Source organism: Pantoea sp. C1E2 (genome assembly GCF_056491465.1).
This window is the reverse complement of the sequence record NZ_JBSZHT010000002.1, coordinates 3,587,731-3,609,048: the sequence shown is the minus strand read 5'-3', so window position 1 is coordinate 3,609,048 and position 21,318 is coordinate 3,587,731. Positions and strand designations below refer to the sequence as shown.

The 21,318-nt window shown below is 55.5% G+C and carries 16 protein-coding genes and 2 pseudogenes; 12 read left to right on the top strand and 6 right to left on the bottom strand.

What is annotated here, in order from left to right:
• Window positions 1–233: 233 nt before the first annotated feature.
• The 3 genes from xni to queF all read right to left on the bottom strand — a co-directional run bounded on the left by xni (window position 234) and on the right by queF (window position 3,415).
• On the bottom strand, window positions 234–989 hold the full coding sequence (gene xni, locus ACXI0A_RS17250) for a flap endonuclease Xni (RefSeq protein ID WP_476147534.1): 756 nt from the start codon (window positions 987–989) through the stop codon (window positions 234–236).
• A 38-nt stretch (window positions 990–1,027) separates the two neighbouring features.
• Window positions 1,028–2,383, bottom strand: coding sequence for a nucleotide 5'-monophosphate nucleosidase PpnN (ppnN, locus tag ACXI0A_RS17245; protein ID WP_476147536.1), 1,356 nt, complete (start codon window positions 2,381–2,383; stop codon window positions 1,028–1,030).
• Window positions 2,384–2,569: 186 nt separating this feature from the next.
• Window positions 2,570–3,415, bottom strand: coding sequence for an NADPH-dependent 7-cyano-7-deazaguanine reductase QueF (gene queF, locus ACXI0A_RS17240; protein WP_476147538.1), 846 nt, complete (start codon window positions 3,413–3,415; stop codon window positions 2,570–2,572).
• A gap of 62 nt (window positions 3,416–3,477) precedes the next feature.
• Between queF and syd the strand changes: the two genes are divergently transcribed.
• From syd to ACXI0A_RS17220, 4 genes are all read left to right on the top strand, one after another.
• On the top strand, window positions 3,478–4,026 hold the full coding sequence (gene syd, locus ACXI0A_RS17235; protein ID WP_224933409.1) for a SecY-interacting protein: 549 nt from the start codon (window positions 3,478–3,480) through the stop codon (window positions 4,024–4,026).
• Window positions 4,027–4,615: 589 nt separating this feature from the next.
• A complete protein-coding gene (locus ACXI0A_RS17230; RefSeq protein WP_224933408.1) occupies window positions 4,616–4,942 on the top strand; it encodes a YqcC family protein in 327 nt (108 codons plus the stop codon).
• Window positions 4,942–5,721: a tRNA pseudouridine(65) synthase TruC gene (truC, locus tag ACXI0A_RS17225; RefSeq protein ID WP_476147539.1), complete on the top strand. Its 780-nt coding sequence runs from the start codon at window positions 4,942–4,944 to the stop codon at window positions 5,719–5,721. Before ACXI0A_RS17230 ends, truC begins: the two co-directional genes overlap by 1 nt.
• A gap of 12 nt (window positions 5,722–5,733) precedes the next feature.
• Window positions 5,734–6,180: a flavodoxin gene (locus tag ACXI0A_RS17220; protein ID WP_224933406.1), complete on the top strand. Its 447-nt coding sequence runs from the start codon at window positions 5,734–5,736 to the stop codon at window positions 6,178–6,180.
• Window positions 6,181–6,305: 125 nt separating this feature from the next.
• Here the strand turns inward: ACXI0A_RS17220 and garD are convergent, their stop codons facing one another.
• Both garD and ACXI0A_RS17210 read right to left on the bottom strand, forming a co-directional pair.
• Window positions 6,306–7,865, bottom strand: a complete 1,560-nt coding sequence (garD, locus tag ACXI0A_RS17215; protein ID WP_476147540.1) for a galactarate dehydratase — start codon at window positions 7,863–7,865, stop codon at window positions 6,306–6,308.
• A gap of 289 nt (window positions 7,866–8,154) precedes the next feature.
• Window positions 8,155–8,202: pseudogene (locus ACXI0A_RS17210) on the bottom strand (LEPR-XLL domain-containing protein); the annotation flags it as partial.
• Between the two features lie 169 nt (window positions 8,203–8,371).
• On the opposite strand from ACXI0A_RS17210, the gene ACXI0A_RS17205 reads away from it, so the two are divergent.
• The 6 genes from ACXI0A_RS17205 (at window position 8,372) to ACXI0A_RS17180 (ending at window position 15,365) form a co-directional block, all read left to right on the top strand.
• Window positions 8,372–9,718 (top strand): D-galactonate transporter, encoded by a 1,347-nt coding sequence (locus ACXI0A_RS17205; protein WP_476147542.1) that lies wholly within the window; start codon window positions 8,372–8,374, stop codon window positions 9,716–9,718.
• A 9-nt stretch (window positions 9,719–9,727) separates the two neighbouring features.
• Complete coding sequence (locus ACXI0A_RS17200; protein ID WP_476147543.1) at window positions 9,728–11,074, top strand: enolase C-terminal domain-like protein; 1,347 nt, start codon at window positions 9,728–9,730, stop codon at window positions 11,072–11,074.
• Between the two features lie 10 nt (window positions 11,075–11,084).
• Entirely contained in the window at window positions 11,085–12,416 is a 1,332-nt protein-coding gene (gene gudD, locus ACXI0A_RS17195; protein WP_476147544.1) for a glucarate dehydratase, read from the top strand.
• 52 nt (window positions 12,417–12,468) lie between these two features.
• The gene (gene garL, locus ACXI0A_RS17190; protein ID WP_097117971.1) at window positions 12,469–13,236 is read left to right on the top strand and encodes a 2-dehydro-3-deoxyglucarate aldolase; all 768 of its coding nucleotides are present in this window, start codon (window positions 12,469–12,471) and stop codon (window positions 13,234–13,236) included.
• 19 nt (window positions 13,237–13,255) lie between these two features.
• The gene (garR, locus tag ACXI0A_RS17185; protein ID WP_476147546.1) at window positions 13,256–14,140 is read left to right on the top strand and encodes a 2-hydroxy-3-oxopropionate reductase; all 885 of its coding nucleotides are present in this window, start codon (window positions 13,256–13,258) and stop codon (window positions 14,138–14,140) included.
• 85 nt (window positions 14,141–14,225) lie between these two features.
• Window positions 14,226–15,365: a glycerate kinase gene (locus ACXI0A_RS17180; RefSeq protein WP_476147547.1), complete on the top strand. Its 1,140-nt coding sequence runs from the start codon at window positions 14,226–14,228 to the stop codon at window positions 15,363–15,365.
• A gap of 113 nt (window positions 15,366–15,478) precedes the next feature.
• Here the strand turns inward: ACXI0A_RS17180 and barA are convergent, their stop codons facing one another.
• Complete coding sequence (gene barA, locus ACXI0A_RS17175) at window positions 15,479–18,208, bottom strand: two-component sensor histidine kinase BarA (protein ID WP_476147548.1); 2,730 nt, start codon at window positions 18,206–18,208, stop codon at window positions 15,479–15,481.
• A 226-nt stretch (window positions 18,209–18,434) separates the two neighbouring features.
• Here barA and ACXI0A_RS17170 point away from each other — a divergent pair.
• Both ACXI0A_RS17170 and relA read left to right on the top strand, forming a co-directional pair.
• Window positions 18,435–18,971 (top strand): annotated as a pseudogene (locus ACXI0A_RS17170) (class I SAM-dependent RNA methyltransferase family protein); the annotation flags it as partial.
• 32 nt (window positions 18,972–19,003) lie between these two features.
• Window positions 19,004–21,238, top strand: coding sequence for a GTP diphosphokinase (gene relA, locus ACXI0A_RS17165; RefSeq protein ID WP_476147550.1), 2,235 nt, complete (start codon window positions 19,004–19,006; stop codon window positions 21,236–21,238).
• Window positions 21,239–21,318 lie beyond the last annotated feature (80 nt).

Here is a 21,318-nt window from a genome sequence, read left to right as displayed (position 1 = left end):
TGCCGCCTTCCCGTGACACGAATTATTTAGGGAAATTCTGCGCACTCTTTTAATTCTTCCTGATCTTCCGTCATACTTCGCGCCACTGATGCGTTGGCTGCACTTGCCGCCTTGCTGCAACAAATTATTTCGCAGGATCTCTCGCGTTATACTCGTAGCAGAACAATTTTTTGCACCTACCACCTATCAAGATATTCGCGTGTTTATGTGGCAGAGGGTGCTGCACCTGCCATTCACGGCTTATACCGCAATGTATTTAAATTCCCCTGCAGGACCAAATCGCGTTTTAACGTTGAGACCTGGCGGCAAATCTCAGCTATCTGCTGGTGATCGCGCAGTTTCTTTTGCCACTTTTCCGGGACCTGGTCGAACTGCTGATACAGGGCTTCCAGGGTGCCGAACTGCGTGAGTAAATCGCGGGCGCTTTTAGGGCCGATGCCGGTAACGCCGGGGATTTTGCTGCTGCTAATGCCGCACAGTCCCCAGTAATCGGGTAATTGTGCGGGCGTGACGCCAAACTCATGCTCAATAAAGGGCACGTCCAGCCAGCGTTTCTGGAAATAATCGCGGATGCGGATATTGGGTGCCAGCAACTGGCAATAGCCTTTGTCGGTGGAGACGATCGTCGCCTGATGTCCGGCATCGGCCATTTTCACTGCCAGCGTGGCGGCAAGATCGTCGGCCTCATCCAAATCAGCGACCCAGCAAGGCACGCCAACAGCCTCGAAGGCCTGCTGGATAACGGGCATCTCCATTTGCAAATCATCCGGCATCGGTGGACGGCCCGCTTTGTAATCGGGCAGCAGCTGATGTCGCCAGCCAGGGTGACGATCGTGGCTATCGAATACCGCCACAACGTGCGTCGGTTGCGTGTGGCCTAATAGCTGATGCAGCGCGGCGACGCAGGCTTCGCGGCAGGGTGTGCCTTGCACGGCATGCAAACGGCGGATCAGGTTCAGCGCATCAATAATCAGAAGATGAAACGACATAGTGATAGCGGCAGCCCGCAGGCTGCCTTCCTGGTGGGTTATTTAATGATTTCGTAGCAGGGGATGTAGGCGCTGCCCGGCAGCTTCATACGCTGTTGTGCGACGAAGCCCTGCAGTAGCTCATCCATGCGATGCATGATGTCCGCGTCACCCTGAAGCTGGTAGGGGCCTTTCTCACGAATTTCGCGGATACCCACTTCCTTGACGTTTCCAGCAACGATACCAGAGAAGGCGCGACGCAAATCTGCCGCCAGTTTCTCCGCAGGCTGGTTGGGGAACAGTTTCAAATTGGCCATATTTTCGTGCGTGGGCAGGAAGGGAACCTGCAACTCTGGCGCGATGCGAATCGACCAGTTAAAGCTGTAGGCATCGCCGGTTTCACGACGATACTCTTTCACCTGCGGCATCGCTTTCTTCATCAGACGCGCCACTTCAGCCGCATCATCAATGATGATTTTGTAGTGCTTACGTGTAGTTTCGCCCAGCGTATTGACGATGAAATCATCCAGTACGCGGAAGTAGTCGGCACTCTCTTTGGGTCCGGTCAGAATCAGCGGCATTACCTGATCGCTGTTGTGTGGATTCATCAGAATGCCCAGCAGATACAGCAGCTCTTCCGCCGTACCGACGCCGCCAGGGAAAATCACAATACCATGGGCGATGCGTACAAAGGCTTCGAGGCGTTTTTCGATATCCGGCATGATGATCAGTTCATTCACCAGCGGATTAGGTGGCTCAGCCGCGATGATGGACGGCTCAGTCAGACCAATAAAACGGCTGTCGTGATAGCGCTGCTGAGCATGGCCCACCGCTGCACCTTTCATCGGCGCTTCCATTACGCCAGGCCCGCAGCCAGTACAGATGTTCAGCTCGCGCAGGCCCATTTGCGTGCCGACATTACGGCAATACTGATATTCCACGGCGTTAATCGAGTGGCCACCCCAGCACACCACGGTGTTGGGATATTCGCCGATGTGCAGCGCACGCGCGTTACGCAGGATTGAGAACACCTGATTGGTAATGTGCGCGGAATCATCAGCGTTCTGCTGATCGCTGCGCTCAAGCTGGCCATTCACAAACAGGATATCGCGCAGCACCGCAAACAGGTTGGCCTGCAATGAGCGGATGATACGGCCATCGACAAAGGCTTCTTCCGGCGGATTAATCAGTTCGAGCTTTACGCCACGCTCACGGCGCAGCACGTTGATATCAAAGCTTTCAAAGCGGGAGAGCAGTTCCTGACTACTGTCGGTCTGGCTGCCGGAGTTGAGCACCGCTAATGAGCAGTTGCGAAAAAGCTGGTAAAGGTCGCTGCTGGCCGTTTGCTTCAGCATGTCGACTTCCAACTGGGAGAGCAGATCCATTGAGCCAAGCGGGCTGATATGTGTAATCAAGAGAACTCCTTTACACGCAAATGCGTGACGGGTGACGCTGCGCTTAACCTGCTGAACGCAGTGACGAAAATCCTTCGGGACGCAGGTCTAAACCTTAGCGCCTTTGACAGAGTAACGTTGTCCGCAGTGAATGCTCAAGTGGAACCGCGCATCCGTGCTGCGGCCTGCGAGGCGTCTCGCAATCTGTTACTGACGAACCAGACGGGAAAATCCTGGAGAGAAGGGAACGTTGCTGCGCCACGGGTTGATATCCAGCCCACCACGGCGCGTGTAGCGTGCGTAGACGGTCAGGGTTTCTGGTTGGCAAAAGCGTTGGATGTCGTTGAAAATGCGCTCCACGCACTGTTCGTGGAATTCATTGTGCTGACGGAAGGAGATCAAATAACGCAGCAGGGCTTCGCGATCGATACGTGGGCCTTTATAGCGAATCATCACTGAACCCCAATCGGGCTGATGAGTGATCAGACAGTTGGATTTCAGCAAATGGCTCACCAGCGTTTCTTCAACCACTTCACTGCCCGCAGCCTGCGCTAAATAATCGGCATTGAAAGCATAGTCGTGGATCTCGATATCCTGCTCGTCGATGACATCGCCGTTGAAATGGCCGATCGGCTGACCTTCTACTTCACCCAGACGGAACAGCGCCACGCTGACCTCGCCATTGGCGCAGGCGCCTAGATCACGCTCCAGTGTCTGTCGCACTTCGCCCCAGTCAGCGAAACGCGTCTGGTTAAAACTGTTAAGATAGAGCTTAAAGCTCTTGGACTCGATCAGGTTTTCGCTGTCCGCGCGCAGCACCACTTCGCCCACCGCCACTTGCGGCACGCCTTTGCTGTTTAGCCAGGAGAGTTCGTACAGCGTCCAGATATCTGCGCCCTGAAACGGCAGGTTATCTGGGTAAAGCCCAAGCGGTTCACGATTCAGGCTGCGCGGCACCGATTGCAGCAGCGTGTTATCGTAGCGATCAACATAAGCCGTGGGCTTACCTAACGTCAGGCCGCTTAACGCCTGATCGCGGTTTTCAGAAGACATATCGGTTACCACTAAATTCCATCAAAGTGGCTAAGTGTAACCGATCACAAGCGAGAAGATGAATGATGCAGCAAACCGCAGATGCCCTGCGTGAGTTTACCGCCCGTTATGTGCAACATTGGCAGCAGCAGGCAGGACATCTGCCCGCCAGTGAGGATCTGCTGGGTGTGCCATCCCCCTGTGTTGTCAGCACGCTGGATGATCGTGTTCTGTGGCAACCACAGCCGTTTACCTTGCCAGCGACCCTGGAAGCCGTGGAGCGAGCGCTGGAAATTCAGCTGCATTCTGATATCAATGCCTTTTACACCTCGCAATTTGCCGGTGATATGACCGCGACCTTTCAACAGCAGCCGGTTACTTTGTTACAGGTGTGGAGCGAATCAGACTTTACCCGCTTGCAGGAGAATCTGATTGGCCATCTGGTAATGAAGCGCCGCTTAAAACAGAGTCCAACATTATTTATTGCTACTACTGAATCGGAGCAGGATGTGATTGCTCTGTGTAACCTTTCAGGTGAAGTTATTCTTGAACAGCCTGGTAGTAAAAAGCGTCAGGTACTGGCCACGAGCATTCAGACATTTCTTAATGATTTACAACCGGTTAGTACCTGAGTGGCAGATTTCGCAGGTTGGGTTTGTAAGAGATCTCTCACATTAGGTGTGAGAGATCGCTAGATCGTCTTGCAGCCATCCGGAAGATAAAGATGTAAAAATATTGTGAATCATAAGCTTATGGCATCACTCCTAAAATTAGTAGTGTGAGAAATCTATTAACGCGTCTTACTAACTTGTTATTGCGATGGTTTCTGACAGAATAGTCACCACTGGCAGGATGCTGGGGATAAAGAGACGTTCAGGAGAATGTCAGCCAGGAGGCAGGAACGTAACGGAGTTTACGGCACATGGAAGGCTTCAGGATGAAGCAGGACACTCAGGATTGAGTCAGGGACACCTCCAGGACGGAGAATGAGAGCCACGTGGATGGTGGTGGGCCAGGATGCTAAGGATAACTGTCACGATGACAGGCAATGGAAAGCAGAGGAAGAGTTGTCATGGATGAGCAGGGAGCACAGCGGTGGCGGGAATGCTGCGAACGAAACCGGGAGCACTGTAATCACAGTGCTCCCTTTTTTTATGCCTTTTTTGCAGCGTGAACGACTAATGGTATGCTTGCCGCCCAATTTTTCTCTGGAGGTGGCGTATGTCGTCGCAAATGATTATTCAACAGCTGCAGCAGATCGAAGCGGTGATGCGCGAACACGGCCACTGGCAGACGCAATCCCCTGAGGCGGCAGCCTTCGCCAGCACCGAGCCTTTCTGTCTCAATACCATGGAGCCGCTAGAGTGGCTGCAATGGGTGCTCATCCCACGCTTTTCTGCGCTAATCGAAGCTGGCGCGCCACTGCCGCAGAATTTCTCTGTGACGCCTTACTATGAAGTCGCGTTACCAGCCACCACGTCAGGCCATGCAGTCCTGTTGCTGACATTAGGGCAGTTTGACGCGCTTTTTCAGGATCCGACCTCTTAATGTTAGAAATCCTTTATCAAGATGAGTGGCTGGTCGCCGTCAATAAACCCTCAGGTTGGCTAGTGCATCGTAGCTGGCTCGATCGCGACGAGAAAGTGGTGGTGATGCAAACGGTACGCGATCAAATTGGTCAGCACGTATTTACCGTACATCGTCTCGATCGCCCCACCTCCGGCGTGCTGTTAATGGCGCTCTCCAGCGAAGTGGCGCATTTGCTGTCACAGCAGTTCGAGCAGCATAAAATGCAGAAGACCTATCACGCAGTGCTGCGTGGTTGGCTGGATGGCAGCGCGACGCTCGACTACCCGCTGATCGAAGAGCTGGATAAAATTGCCGATAAGTTCGCGACTCAGGAACGTATCGCACAGGAAGCCGTCACCGACTATCGCTCGCTGGCACAGGTGGAAATGCCTGTGGCGATCAGCCGTTACGACAGCGCGCGTTATACCCTGGTGGAGATGTCACCGCATACCGGCCGCAAACATCAGCTGCGTCGCCATATGGTGCACCTGCGCCATCCGATTATTGGCGATAGCGCCCATGGCGATTTGCGGCAGAACCGCGGTGCAGCAGAACATTTTGGTATGAATCGATTGATGCTGCATGCCAGTGCGCTGAGCCTCACGCATCCGGTGACCGGAGAACCTTTGGTGATCCGCGCGGGGTTGGATCGCGTCTGGCAAGGCATGCTGCAACAGTTTGGCTGGCAGGATCAGATCCCTGACGTTCCCAGGGTTGAGTTTGCCGACGAGGCAGTCCAGGATAAGCCAACAGAATAAAGGAGCGGCAAGATGGCAAAGATTGGCATTTTTACAGGTACGGTTTACGGCAATGCATTGCTGGTAGCGGAAGAAGCGCAGCCGGTACTGGAAGAGCAAGGCCACGAAGTGAAAGTCTTTGAAGATCCGTCACTGGCGGATTGGCAGGCTTACAGCAAGGATGTGGTGCTGATTGTCACTTCCACCACCGGCCAGGGTGATTTCCCGGACAATATTGCTCGTTTGTATGTGCAGGTACGCGATGAAGTCGGTTACCAGCCGGAGTTGCGTTATGGCGTGATTGCGTTGGGTGACAGCAGCTATGACAACTTCTGCGGTGCGGGCAAAACCTTTGATGCCACCTTGCAGGAACAGAGTGCCAAACGCATCGGTGATGTATTACTGGTGGATGCCACAGAAGATCCAGAGCCTGAGTCAGTGACCACACCGTGGGTTGAGAACTGGGGTAAACTGCTGTAATTCTGCCTTCGCGTTGGCTCTTGCAAGCGACCATAGGCAATCTAAAGGGCCTGAAAATGAGGTGATGATTTTCAGGCCCCCCAGATTATTCCCCTCTCCGATGTTGGGAGAGGGGCTGATGACCATCAGGTCACCGGTGCCGGATTAAACACCGCCAGCTGATTGCGAATTCCCCAGCGATCGGACCAGGTTTGTTTGCGACCACTGGCAATCTCCAGAATCAACTCAAACAACCGCCAGCCCACCTGCTCAATACTCTCCTCGCCGGTAGCAATGGTGCCCGCATTGATATCCATCAGATCGTGCCAGCGCTCAGCCAGCGCATTGCGTGTCGCCATCTTAATTACCGGAATCGCAGCCAGACCATATGGCGTGCCGCGGCCGGTGGTGAACACCTGCAAGGTGATCCCGGATGCCATCTGCTGGGTGCCGCAGACAAAATCACTGGCCGGTGTTGCCGCATAGATCAAACCGCGCTTTGTCGGGCGCTGACCGGGTGATAGCACTTCCACAATCGGGCTGCGGCCTGATTTGGCTATCGAACCGAGCGCTTTCTCCACCACGTTCGCCAGTCCACCTTTCTTATTCCCCGGCGAAGGGTTCGCGCTGCGATCGGTTTGTCCCTGGCTGAGATAATCGTCATACCACGCCATCTCTTCCAGCAGACGTTGACCGACGTTTTCATCGACCACGCGCGGCGTTAGCAGATGTATCGCATCGCGTACTTCGGTCACCTCAGAGAACATCACCGTAGCACCGCAGCGCACTAGCAAATCAGAGGCGAAGCCGACAGCCGGGTTGGCGGTGACGCCGGAAAACGCATCGCTGCCGCCGCATTGCGTGCCAATCACCAATTCTGATGCCGGGCACGTTTCGCGCTGGCGCAGGTTCAGTTTTTTCAGATGGCGTTCGGCGACTTGAAGAATCTCATCCACCATCGCGCCGAAACCGACATGCCGTTCATCCTGCAAACGCACAATGTCATGATCATCCAGCGAAATCGCCTGTACATCCGGCGTGCCGGTTAGCAGACGCTCTGGCTGTAACTTCTCGCAGCCGAGACTGACGATCATCACTTCGCCACCAAAGTTAGGATTGAGCGCGAGGTTATGAATGGTGCGAATTGGCACCACCGCAGCGGGCGCGTTGATCGCCACACCACAGCCATAAAGATGGTTCAGTGCCACCACGCCATCGACGTTGGGATAACGCGGCAGCAGATCACGTTCAATGATTTGCACTACGTAATCCACTACGCCAGCCACACAGTGCACGCTGGTGGTAATACCGAGCAGATTGCGCGTTCCCACGCTGCCATCGGCGTTGCGATAACCCTCAAAGGTGTAACCTTCGAGCGGTGGCAGATCGGGGGGAACATTGTTCGCCAGGGGTAAACTGTTGAGCGGAGGCGCTTCAGGGAGCGCCACCAGGGATTCTTCAATCCAGCTGCCTTGTGCAATCGAGCGCAACGCGGTGCCGATCACTTCGCCGTAGCGCAGGATGGCGCCGTTCTTAGGAATATCCACCAGCGCCACTTTATGTCCCTGCGGCACGTGTTCCGTGAGCTGCAAGCCATCTTCAAAGAGGGTGCCAGCGGGTAACCCCTGATTGTTGACCACGATCGCCACGTTGTCGGCATCGTGTACTTTTATATAAAGCGGTTTCTCTGTTAGCGGTCGGTTCATTGCTCACCTTCCAGTGCGTCGCGCTGTACATGGCAGCGCGTTGTAAATGCTTCCGTCACGTCATCATTTTTTGCCAGCCTCAGTATATGCAGGGGTATTGGCCAGCGCATTGTGCAACTGACTGGCTTTTAGCGGTTTTAATCGCGGAGTTTGGTTCGTTTATCCAAATACAAGTGAACAGACTCACAAAGCGCACGTTGGCTGGCTGCTTCTTAATCAATCCATGGGTGAAAAATCAGGTTCCGTGAGCTACGCCGCAGGGATATGTGCAATTGCCATAAAATCCGTATCAATCACCGCTCATCATCATGCGTTCTTCCAATGCCTCGTGGTGGGGCTGTTCCTATACTGATTCTCGTTCTTCAACGTTTGGTTATTTGTCACGACGCATCATCGTTTTGCCATAACAACAATCGCCGTGTTTAACCCGACATCATTCTGATACCCAACGCGATGTGTATGCAGTCAGAGTGAATGTAGCGTTCGCTATATTTCAGGAGTGCATCATGAATAGTTTCAGCCAGACAGCGGAAGCGGTGCAAAAACGCACCAACGCCCGTTACTGGATTGTGGTGATGTTATTTATCGTCACTTCATTCAACTACGGTGACCGTGCAACCATTTCGATTGCCGGTTCCGCAATGTCTAAAGATATCGGCCTCGATTCGGTCGGTCTCGGCTATATCTTCTCCGCCTTCTCATGGGCTTACGTTATTGGACAAATTCCTGGCGGCTGGCTGCTCGACCGCTTTGGCTCAAAACGCGTCTACTTCTGGAGTATTTTCCTCTGGTCGCTGTTCACCCTGCTGCAGGGCTTTGTCGATCTGTTCAGCGGCTTCGGCATCGTGGTTTCACTGTTCCTGCTGCGCTTTATGGTCGGCCTGGCTGAGGCCCCGTCGTTCCCGGGTAACAGCCGAATTGTTGCGGCCTGGTTCCCGGCACAAGAGCGTGGGACTGCCGTGGCGATTTTTAACTCGGCGCAGTATTTCGCCACGGTGATCTTCGCACCGATCATGGGTTGGCTGGTGGCCGAAGTAGGCTGGGCGCATGTGTTCTGGTTTATGGGCGGACTGGGCATCATCCTGAGCTTCGTCTGGTTGAAGTTCATGCACGACCCGAACAACCATCCGGGCGTCAACAAAGCCGAGCTGGAGTACATGGAACAGGGCGGTGCGCTGATCAATATGGATGCCAAAAAGGCGGAGCGCAAAGTGAGCTGGGACGAGAAGTGGTTCCAAATCAAGCAGCTGCTGGCAACTCGCATGATGTGGGGCATCTACCTCGGACAGTACTGCGTGAACGCGCTGACCTACTTCTTTATCACCTGGTTCCCAGTGTATCTGGTGCAGGCACGCGGCATGTCGATTCTGAAAGCAGGCATGATCGCCTCGATTCCCGCCATCTGCGGCTTCCTGGGCGGCGTGTTAGGTGGCGTGATTTCCGATTACCTGATGCGCAAAACCGGTTCGCTGAACATTGCGCGTAAGACGCCAATTGTGGTCGGCATGCTGCTCTCCATCAGCATGGTGATGTGTAACTACACCGAAACCGAATGGGTGGTGGTGCTGTTTATGGCAATGGCGTTCTTCGGCAAGGGCATTGGCGCGCTGGGCTGGGCAGTGATGGCGGATACCGCACCGAAAGAGATCAGTGGTTTGAGCGGCGGCTTGTTCAACATGTTCGGCAACTTCTCCGGCATCGTGACGCCAATTGCTATCGGCTACATCATCGCCGCTTCCGGTTCTTTCGAAGGTGCGCTGATTTATGTGGGGATTCACGCCTTTGTCGCTGCATTTAGCTTCCTGTTCATTACGGGCGATATCAAACGTATTGAACTGAAACACCGAGCATAAGGACGAGATATGAATACGCAAAGTAGCCCGGTGATCACCGATATGCAGGTGATTCCGGTTGCCGGTTACGACAGCATGCTGCTGAACATTGGCGGTGCGCACAGTGCCTGCTTCACCCGCAACATTGTGGTGTTGACCGACAGCGATGGTCACACTGGCGTCGGTGAAGCACCGGGCGGCGAGACCATCTATCAAACGCTGATGGAGGCGATTCCGCAGGTCAAAGGCCAACAGGTGGCACGCATGAACCGTCTGGTGCAGCAGGTGCACAAAGGCAATCAGTCGGCGGATTTCGATACCTTCGGTAAAGGTGCTTGGACCTTCGAACTGCGCGTCAACGCGGTCGCCGCGCTGGAAGCGGCACTGCTGGATTTGCTGGGCCAATGCCTCGGCGTGCCGGTGGCGGAATTGCTCGGTCCGGGCCAGCAGCGTGATGAAGTGACGGTACTCGGTTATCTGTTCTATCTCGGCGATCGTCGTAAAACCGATTTGCCCTACCTGACCGGCGAAGGTGCCAGCCATGACTGGTATCACCTGCGGCATCAGGAAGCACTGACGCCAGAAGCGGTGGTGCGTTTGGCGGAAGCGGCACAGGACAAATACGGTTTCAAAGATTTCAAACTGAAGGGCGGCGTATTGCCGGGCGAGCAGGAGATTGAATCCGCTGCCGCACTGAAAAAACGCTTCCCGGATGCACGCATCACCGTCGATCCCAATGGTGCCTGGACGCTGGATGAAGCGATCGGCTTGTGCAAAGGCATGGGCGATGTGCTGACCTATGCAGAAGATCCGTGTGGGGCCGAACAGGGCTATTCCGGCCGCGAAGTGATGGCAGAGTTCCGCCGCGCCACCGGATTGCCGGTCGCCACCAATATGATTGCCACCAACTGGCGTGAGATGAATCACGCGGTGATGCTTAACTCAGTCGATATCCCGCTGGCCGATCCGCACTTCTGGACGCTGAGCGGTGCGGTACGCGTGGCGCAACTGTGCGACGACTGGGGCTTAACCTGGGGTTGCCACTCCAACAACCACTTCGATATTTCGCTGGCGATGTTCACCCACGTTGGCGCGGCGGCACCGGGCAAACCCACCGCTATCGATACCCACTGGATCTGGCAGGAAGGCGATCAGCGCCTGACCAAAGAGCCGCTGCAAATCCGCAACGGCAAGATTGCCGTGCCGGATAAGCCAGGCCTCGGCGTCGAGCTGGATTGGGATCGCCTGCATCAGGCCAATGCCCTGTACAAATCACTGCCGGCGGGATCGCGTAACGACGCCACGGCGATGCAGTATCTGGTTCCCGGTTGGTCATTCGACCGTAAGCGTCCGGCCTTCGGTCGCCGTCATGCATAAGGAGCAGGAAATGAGTCAGACACCAAAAATCACATTACTGCAGGTCATTCCGGTGGCCGGTCACGACAGCATGTTGCTGAATCTGAGCGGTGCCCATTCGCCGTTCTTCACCCGTAACATTGTCATCATCAAGGATAACGCCGGCCACACCGGCGTGGGTGAAATTCCCGGCGGCGAGAAAATTCGTCAGACGCTGGAAGATGCGGCGGCGCTGGTGGTGCAGAAAACCGTGGGTGAGTACAAGAACATCCTCAATCTGGTGCGCAGTACTTTTGCCGACCGCGATTCCAGCGGACGCGGTAATCAGACCTTTGACCTGCGCACCACCATCCATGTGGTGACCGGCATTGAAGCGGCGCTGCTGGATCTGCTCGGTCAGCATCTGGGCGTCAACGTTGCCTCGCTGCTTGGCGATGGCCAGCAGCGTGACCGCGTGGAGATGCTGGGTTACCTGTTCTACGTTGGCGACCGCACCAAAACCTCGCTGCCGTATCAGAGCCAGGAGACGGACAAGTGCGATTGGTATCGCCTGCGCCATGAAGAGGCGCTGACGCCGGATACCGTGGTGCGTCTGGCCGAAGCCGCGTATGAGAAATATGGCTTCAACGATTTCAAACTGAAAGGCGGCGTGCTGCGCGGTGGCGAAGAAGCCGAAGCGGTGACGGCGCTGGCCAAACGCTTCCCACAGGCGCGCGTCACGCTCGATCCCAACGGTGCCTGGTCGCTGAATGAAGCGATCATCCTTGGTAAGCAACTCAAAGGCGTGCTGGCCTACGCGGAAGATCCGTGCGGCGCCGAGCAGGGCTACTCTGGCCGCGAAGTGATGGCGGAATTCCGTCGCGCGACCGGTATGCCGACTGCCACCAATATGATCGCTACCGACTGGCGTCAAATGGGCCACACGCTGTCACTGCAATCGGTGGACATCCCGCTGGCCGATCCGCATTTCTGGACCATGCAGGGCTCGGTGCGCGTGGCGCAGATGTGCCACGACTTCGGCCTGACCTGGGGTTCGCACTCCAACAACCACTTCGATATCTCGCTGGCGATGTTCACCCACGTGGCGGCAGCTGCGCCGGGCGCGATTACCGCCATCGATACCCACTGGATCTGGCAGGAGGGCAATCAGCGCCTGACCAAAGAGCCGTTCCAGATCAAAGGCGGCATGGTACAGGTACCGCAAAAACCGGGTCTTGGCGTCGAGCTGGATATGGATCAGGTGATGCAGGCCAACGCGCTGTATCAGAAACACGGTTTGGGCGCGCGCGACGATGCGCAGGCGATGCAGTTCCTTGTGCCGAACTGGACATTCGATAACAAGCGTCCGTGCCTCGTGCGCTAACGTTTCCGGCGCCCCATGCGGGCGCCTGTTGTAACAGACAGGAGTAAAGACAATGAGCAATGCCTGGCCGAACCATTTTCGTCGTCGTTTGCAGGCAGGGGAAACCCTGATTGGTAGCTGGTGTGCGCTTGCCAGCCCGATTTCCACCGAAGTTCTGGGGCTGGCAGGCTTTGACTGGCTGGTACTGGATGGTGAACATGCGCCGAACGACATCACCACCTTTATCCCGCAGTTGATGGCGCTGAAAGGCAGCCACAGCGCGCCGGTGGTGCGTCCGCCGTGCAACGAACCGATCATCATCAAGCGCCTGCTAGATATTGGCTTCTATAACTTCCTGGTGCCGTTTGTGGAGACCGAGGAAGAGGCGATTCGCGCCGTGGCCTCAACGCGCTATCCGCCAGCGGGCATTCGCGGCGTGTCGGTTTCGCATCGCAGCAATATGTACGGCACGCTGCCGGATTACAACGCCACCATCAATGACAACATCACGGTGCTGGTGCAGATCGAAACGCAGCAGGCCGTGGATAACATCGATGCGATTGCTGCTGTTGACGGCGTCGACGGCATCTTTGTCGGACCGGGCGATCTCTCGGCGGCGATGGGCTATCTCGGCCAGCCGGCACATCCTGAAGTGCTGAAGGTGATCAAACATATCTTTGAACGTGCCAAAGCGGCGGGCAAGCCGAGCGGGATTCTGGCGCCGGTGGAAGCCGACGCGCGCCGTTATCTCGAATGGGGCGCCACATTCGTTGCCGTGGGCAGCGATCTCGGTGTTTTCCGCAACGCCACTCAGGCGCTGTGCGACAAATTTAAGAAATAACTGACGAAGAGGAAAGGCAATGAAAATTGGATTTATCGGCCTCGGTATTATGGGCAAACCGATGAGTAAAAACCTGGTGAAAGCCGGTTATTCACTGGTCGTTCGCGATCACAACGTCAGCAATGAAGCCGAACTGGTGGAGCTGGGTGCTACCGTGGCGAAAACGCCAAAAGAGGTGGCTGAGCAGGTCGATGTGCTGATCACCATGGTGCCGAATTCACCACAGGTGAAGGAAGTGTGCCTCGGCGCCAACGGCATTATCGAAGGCGCGAAGCCGGGTCTGATCGTCATCGACATGAGTTCCATCGCGCCGCTGGCCAGCCGTGAAGTGCACGATGCGCTGGCAGAGAAAGGTATCAAGATGCTCGATGCGCCGGTCAGCGGCGGCGAGCCGAAAGCCATTGAGGGCACGCTGTCCGTGATGGTCGGTGGTGATAAAGCGGTGTTCGATCAGTGCTACGACATCATGAAAGCCATGGCGGGATCGGTGGTGCATACCGGTGATATCGGTGCAGGCAACGTCACCAAGCTTGCGAACCAGGTGATTGTGGCGCTGAATATCGCGGCGATGTCTGAAGCGCTGTCGCTGGCAACCAAAGCGGGCGTGAATCCGGAGCTGGTATATCAGGCCATTCGTGGCGGACTGGCAGGCAGCACGGTGCTGGACGCCAAAGCACCGATGGTACTGGACCGTAACTTCAAGCCAGGCTTCCGTATTGACCTGCATATCAAAGACCTGGCGAATGCGCTGGATACCTCACACGGCATTGGCGCGCATCTGCCGCTGACTGCTGCGGTGATGGAAATGATGCAGGCGCTGAAAGTCGACGGCAAGGGCACATCTGACCATAGTGCGCTGGCTTGCTATTATGAAAAATTAGCTCAGGTCGAGATCACCCGGTAGTTTGCCTGTCCGGCGTCTGCGGATGCCGGACGGCTTACTGCATTAGCAGGACGGAACTCCGTCACCCATCGCGCTCGGATTGCCTATGAAAATTGTCATCGCACCGGATTCATATAAAGAGAGTTTGTCCGCCCTGGAAGTGGCTGCGGCGATTGAAGCGGGATTTAGCGAAATTTTTCCCGACGCCGAATACGTGAAAATACCGGTCGCCGACGGTGGTGAAGGCACGGTAGAAGCCATGGTGGCGGCGACGCAGGGAAGTATTGTCAGATTAACCGTGACCGGACCGCTCGGCGCGCCGGTTGAGGCCTTTTACGGATTATCGGGTGATGAGCGCAGCGCCTTTATTGAAATGGCGGCAGCCAGCGGTCTGGAACTGGTGCCGGCCGCGCAGCGTGACCCGCTGATCACCAACTCTTATGGCACTGGCGAGCTGATTAAAAACGCGCTCGACCGCGGTGTTGAACATATCATTATTGGCATTGGCGGCAGCGCCACCAATGATGGTGGATCCGGCATGATGCAGGCGCTGGGTGCCCGTTTGCTGGACCAACAGGGCAATGAGATTGCCTTTGGCGGCGGTGCGTTACCCCAGTTAGCGCGCATCGAAATCGACCAGCTGGATAAGCGCATTCAGCAGTGCCGCATCGAAGTGGCTTGCGATGTGACTAACCCCCTGACCGGTGAAGAGGGCGCCTCGGCGATCTTTGGCCCACAAAAAGGGGCCACGCCGGAGCTGGTAAAGCAACTGGATAAAGCGCTGGCGCATTACGCTGAGATTATCCATCGCGATTTAGATATCGATGTAATGCACATCGCCGGCGGCGGTGCAGCGGGTGGTATGGGCGCGGCGCTGCATGCGTTTTGTCAGGCCGAGCTGCGTCGTGGTATTGAGATCGTGACCGAAGCCCTGGGATTAGCCGATCAGGTGAAAGATGCCGATCTGGTGATCACCGGCGAAGGGCGCATTGATAGCCAGACGATTAACGGTAAAGTGCCGATTGGCGTGGCGAAAGTGGCGAAGCAGTTCAATAAGCCGGTGATTGGTATCGCCGGGAGTTTAACCGCAGATGTTGGCGTGGTGCATCAGCACGGGCTGGACGCGGTGTTTAGCGTGCTGTTTAGCATAGGCTCGCTGGAAGATGCGCTGGCCAATGCGGCACAAAACGTGCGCCTGACTGCGCGTAATGTGGCGGCGACGATCAAGGTAGGGCAAGAACTGTAACCCCCAGCGCGAACCGTAGCGGCGCGATGTATCGCGCGTGTTAACCGGATGTGGCGCAGTGCCGCTTCAGGTAACGCACGATAAATCGCGCCGCACCAAGTCTGTAAACTCCATCACATGACGCCCAACACCTTCCGCGCTTCACGCGCCACGTTCGCCATCTCATCACTCAATTCAAGCAATTCCGGCTCCAGCGCTTCAATATCGCTCTCCTGATGCAGGCTCTTCTCTAGCTGCTGGCACAGCTGTTTCAATCGTGGCACGCCGCTGTAGCTGGCGCTGCCGTGCAGCTTATGGATGATCTCGCGCAGGCCAACAACATCGTTACTGGCCATGCAACTCTCCACGCGCTCTTCCACTTCCGGCAGGAAATCCAGCAGCATTTGCAGCAGATCGCGCGCCAGATCCGGTTTATTGGCGGCCTGGCGCAGCGCCAGTGTCCAGTCGAGCGACGGCGCAACATCGGGCAACAGTGTCGCTGTAGCCGTGGGGTTCGGAGCATAACGCTGCAACAGTTGACTCAATTTGCCTTCATCAATCGGCTTCGCCAGATAATCATTCATTCCGGCGCCAATTAGCTGCTGACGTTCGCCATCCAGTGCATGTGCGGTGACCGCGACAATCGGTGTATTCGCATGCAGCGGCAGGCTGCGGATAATTTCACTGGCGCGAATGCCATCGATATCCGGCATCTGGATATCCATCAAAATCACATCCAGCTTATGTAACCGCGCCTGTCGGATGGCTTGTTCCGCGTTATCACACAGAATGATGTGCTGAACCTGCTCCTCCAGCAGAGCGCCAATTAATTTCAGATTGGCAGGATTGTCATCCACCGCCATCACCGTCAGCGGCTGGCGGGTACTGTGCGGTAAGGCATCGTTATGCAGACTGTGCAAATCCAGCAGCATCGGCAGCAGGCGTGTCAGTGAAACCGGTTTGGCAATACAGCCCGCAATGCCCCGCGCGCGCAGATCGTCGGCAAACAGCATCATCTCGCTCGGAAGTGCCAGCAGCACCGAGTCGGCATGCGCGCGCAGGCGCTGAATCAAAGCATCCGGTAGCGTCGCGGGATGCGGATCGCTCACCGGTAATCCCATTAACAGCAGTGGGAAGCGGGTATCCGGCAACTCTTCCAGCGAAGCGAAATGCTGCACTTGCAGCGGCGTGATGCTGAGCATCTCCTGAACCGCTTTCGCTACCGCAGCATGCGGTTCGATATAGGCTAATGGGGTGGCACGCAGATCTTCCAGCATGCGCGGGATCGGTGGCGCGTTGGGATTGAGATCGAGATGGACGTGCACCCAGAAAGTGGATCCCTGATTCTGACGGCTGTGGAAGGCAATCTCACCGCCCATTTCAGACACCAGTTTTTGCGTAATCACCAGGCCTAATCCGGTGCCGCCATGGCGCCGCGAAATACTCGCATCCGCCTGACGGAAAGCCTGGAAAAGCTGCGACTGCTGCTGCTCGGAAATACCAATGCCGGTGTCGTGAATCTGAATTTCCAGCCCGACGCGCGTATTGCTCAGGCTGCGCAACTCGACGCGCAAATCGATATGGCCCGTTTCGGTAAACTTAATCGCATTGCCAATCAGATTGATCATGATCTGCTGTAACCGCAGCGGGTCACCAATCACATTATCCGGCACCTGTTTTTCCAGGCAGACGGTGATCTCTAATCCCTTGTCATGTGCTGAAGGTGCCAGCAGCACCAGGGTTTCATCCAGCGTGGCGCGCAGCGGGAACGGGATCGATTCCAGCACCAGCTTGCCTGCTTCGAGCTTCGAGAAATCCAGCACATCGTTGATGATGCTCAGCAGGTTGTTGGCCGAGCGCTCAATGGTGCTCATATAATCGCGCTGGTTGGTGCTTAACCCGGTTTTCAGCATCTGGCGGGTAAAGCCAATTACTCCGTTAAGCGGTGTCCGCAACTCGTGCGACATATTGGCGAGGAACTCTGATTTGATACGTGCGGCTTCCTGCGCGCGCTTCTTCGCCAAATCCAGTTCGACGTTTTGAATCTCCAACTGCTCCAGCGTTTCACGCAGATCGTAAGTGGCCTGATCAATATTCTGCTGCATCTCTTCATGGTAAGCGGTGAGCGACATCGCCATGGCGTTGATGCCGTTTTTCAAAATACTCAGCTCACCCAGCATATAGCCATCAACGCGGCTGTCGAGCTGGCCACGGCGGATGCGGTCTACCGTGGAAACCATATTGCGAATCGGCCCGGTGACATCGCGCATCAGGCGATAGGCAAACAGCATGGCGATACACAAGCAGAACAGCAGCAGCAAGGTGGCCACAAACACCTCTTTGTACTGCTCCAGTCGTACTGATTGCAGATCCAGTTCAATGGCCACATAACCCAGCGGATTGCCGGCCGGCTTGGCATCTTCTCCTGGCAGTTCATCCACCGAATAGCGTTCGGAGATGATTGGCGTGCGCAGCACCATCAAATTGCCGTGGCGCTCGACGGAAACGCCATCTTCCAGCGTCGAGATATCTTCTTTCTGCAATAACGCCAGATTTTGGTTGTTGTTCGAGGTGACGTAGATGTGATTGTTGTTGTCGAAAATAGTAATGGCACGGACAATATCGGAATGACGACGATGCAGCAGGCTGACCAGCTCGCGAATCGCATCACGGTTGTGCCAGGTCATGCCGTATTCGCTGGATACCGCCAGCGGTTCGATAATGTTCGATCCGGCATCGCGCACCTGATGCTGTAACTCGTTATAGCGGTGCACCACGAAGAAGGTACTGAGCAACAGACCAATCATTAAGGTTGGCGCCAGTATCAAAATCATCATTCGCGCCCGCAGGCTATATTTGGTCATAATTGTGGCCTGGCAATTCCTGGCATTTATCCCTGTGCACTCACCTTGCGCGGCGGCACACCCAATTCCTCACACTATGGCGCAATTTTACTCCGCAAAACAGCATGTAGCGACTCCGTGGGGTGGAATTGGCATGGCGCCCCATTTTGGTGCCCAAACGTGAGGCGTGATAACCGCTGTTGCACCACTGTCTCAATATCTTTCAGACGTTGAGAAGCCCAGCGCTCTTATTCTGGCGGATAAGGGAGCGCCGCTGGCGCTGCGTCATCCTGATGCAGTGCCTGTAAAGGATCTTGCAAAACTGGAACGTTTTTCGCATGAGCACAAGCGCTCGGATGCGCGAGGGGTTTGCGGCAGGGTCATCAGCCAGCCTGTAGGAAAGTTCGTACAAATTTCTTTGGGTGTGGAGGGTGTTGCAGCATTAGTCCGACAGGCAGCGTATAATGCTCAGCTGAATAATCTTAAAAATGTCCGCTTTTTCCCGCACAACCTGGAAGAAGACGTTGCCCACCAGCCGTGGGCAGCACAGGGATTTAACAAGGTGTTACGGGATCCAGCACGCGCTGGAGCCGCGGGTGTGATGTCGCATATCGTTAAACTTGCGCCGCAACGCGTGGTCTATGTTTCCTGTAACCCAACAACACTTGCGCGCGACAGTCAGGCATTACTGTCGGCGGGCTACCATTTGGAAAGGGTCGCGATGCTGGTTATGTTCCCACATACCCGTCATCTCGAATCCATGGTGCTGTTTAGCAAAACATAAGCGGCGTTTTCGTCGTTATGGCAGGAGAGGATATGGTTGCGGTTAGAAGTGCGCATTTAAATACGGAAGGGGAGTTTGCCCTTGACCAGTGGATCGCCAGTTTAAATATCAATAATCCGCAATCCTGTCAGCGATTGGCGGACACCTGGCGCTACTGTGAAACCGAAACGCACAACCATCCAGATCAGGCTCTGCTGCTATGGCGCGGTATTGAGATGGTGGAAATTCTCACCATGCTCAGTATGGATAACGACAGCCTGCGCGCTGCTCTGCTGTTCCCGCTGGCTAACGCCGATGTGGCCAGTGAAGAAGAGCTGGAAGAGTCTTTCGGCAAAGGCATTGTGTCGCTGGTGCACGGCGTGCGCGATATGGATGCGATTCGCCAGCTGAAAGCCATCCACAATGATTCGATGGCTTCCGAGCAGGTGGATAACGTACGTCGCATGTTGTTGGCGATGGTGGAAGATTTCCGCTGCGTCGTCATCAAGCTGGCGGAGCGCATCGCCCACCTGCGTGAAATGAAGGACGCGCCAGAAGACGAACGCGTCCTCGCCGCCAAAGAAAGCACCAACATCTATGCGCCGTTAGCCAACCGTCTGGGGATCGGCCAGCTCAAATGGGAGCTGGAAGATTACTGCTTCCGCTATCTGCATCCTGATGAATACAAACGCATCGCTAAATTGCTGCATGAACGTCGCATTGACCGCGAAGGTTACATCGATAACTTCGTCAGTAATCTGCGCTCGGAGATGCAGAAAGAGGGCGTGCGCGCCGAAGTGTATGGCCGCCCGAAACATATCTACAGCATCTGGCGCAAGATGCAGAAAAAGTCGCTGGCGTTTGACGAACTGTTCGATGTGCGTGCGGTGCGCATCGTCGCAGAACGTTTGCAGGATTGCTACGGCGCGCTGGGCACCGTGCACACGCTGTATCGCCATCTTCCCAGTGAGTTTGACGACTACGTTGCCAATCCAAAGCCCAATGGTTATCAATCGATTCACACCGTGGTGCTCGGTCCGCAGGGCAAGACGGTAGAGATCCAGATTCGTACTCGCCAGATGCATGAAGATGCAGAATTAGGCGTTGCCGCGCACTGGAAGTACAAAGAAGGCCCAACCTCCAGCAACGCGCGTGGTGCCGCAGGGCACGAAGAACGCATTGCGTGGCTGCGTAAGCTGATTACCTGGCAGGAAGAGATGTCCGATTCTGGCGAGATGCTGGAAGAGGTGCGCAGCCAGGTATTTGACGATCGGGTGTACGTGTTTACCCCGAAAGGCGACGTGGTCGATCTGCCATCCGGTTCAACGCCACTCGACTTCGCTTATCACATTCACAGCGACATTGGCCATCGCTGCATTGGTGCCAAGATCAGCGGCCGTATCGTGCCGTTCACCTATCAGTTGCAAATGGGCGATCAGATTGAAGTGATCACCCAGAAGCAGCCGAATCCGAGCCGCGACTGGCTGAACCCGAACCTCGGCTACATCACCACCAGCCGTGGTCGTTCGAAGATTCACGCCTGGTTCCGCAAACAGGATCGCGACAAGAACATTGTGGCTGGCCGACAGATTCTTGAAAGCGAGTTGAGCCAGCTGGATATTAGTTTCCGTGATGCAGAAAAAATTCTGCTGCCGCGTTATAACGTCAGCTCGCAGGATGAGCTGTTGGCAATGATTGGCGGCGGCGATATTCGCCTCAATCAGATGGTTAACTTCCTGCAGGCCAAGCTCAACAAGCCGAGTGCTGAAGAGGAAGATCGCGAAGCGCTGCGTCAACTGACACAGAAATCACATCACCCTTCTTCTGCTCGCAAAGAAAGCGGACGTGTGGTGGTGGAAGGCGTGGGCAATCTGCTGCACCACATCGCACGCTGCTGCCAGCCGATTCCTGGCGACGATATCGTGGGCTTTATTACGCAAGGGCGCGGCATTTCTATTCACCGTGCCGATTGTGATCAGCTAAGCGAGCTCATCTCTCATGCACCGGAACGAATAGTCGATGCGGTGTGGGGTGAAGATTACTCCAGCGGTTATTCGCTGGTGGTGCGCGTGACGGCCAACGATCGCAGCGGGTTACTGCGCGATATCACCACGATTCTGGCGAATGAGAAGGTTAACGTGCTTGGGGTTTCCAGCCGCAGCGACACCAAAAAGCAGCTGGCGACCATTGATATGGATATCGAAATTTACAACCAGCAGGTGCTGGGCCGCGTGCTGGCGCGTCTTAATCAGGTGCCGGATATCATCGACGCGCGCCGTTTGAACTGACGTTGCCAGGTTCAGGTCGCCATAAATAGCGACCCTACAGTGTTTCGGTGCGCCACAGGGTCGCCATTTATGGCGGCCTT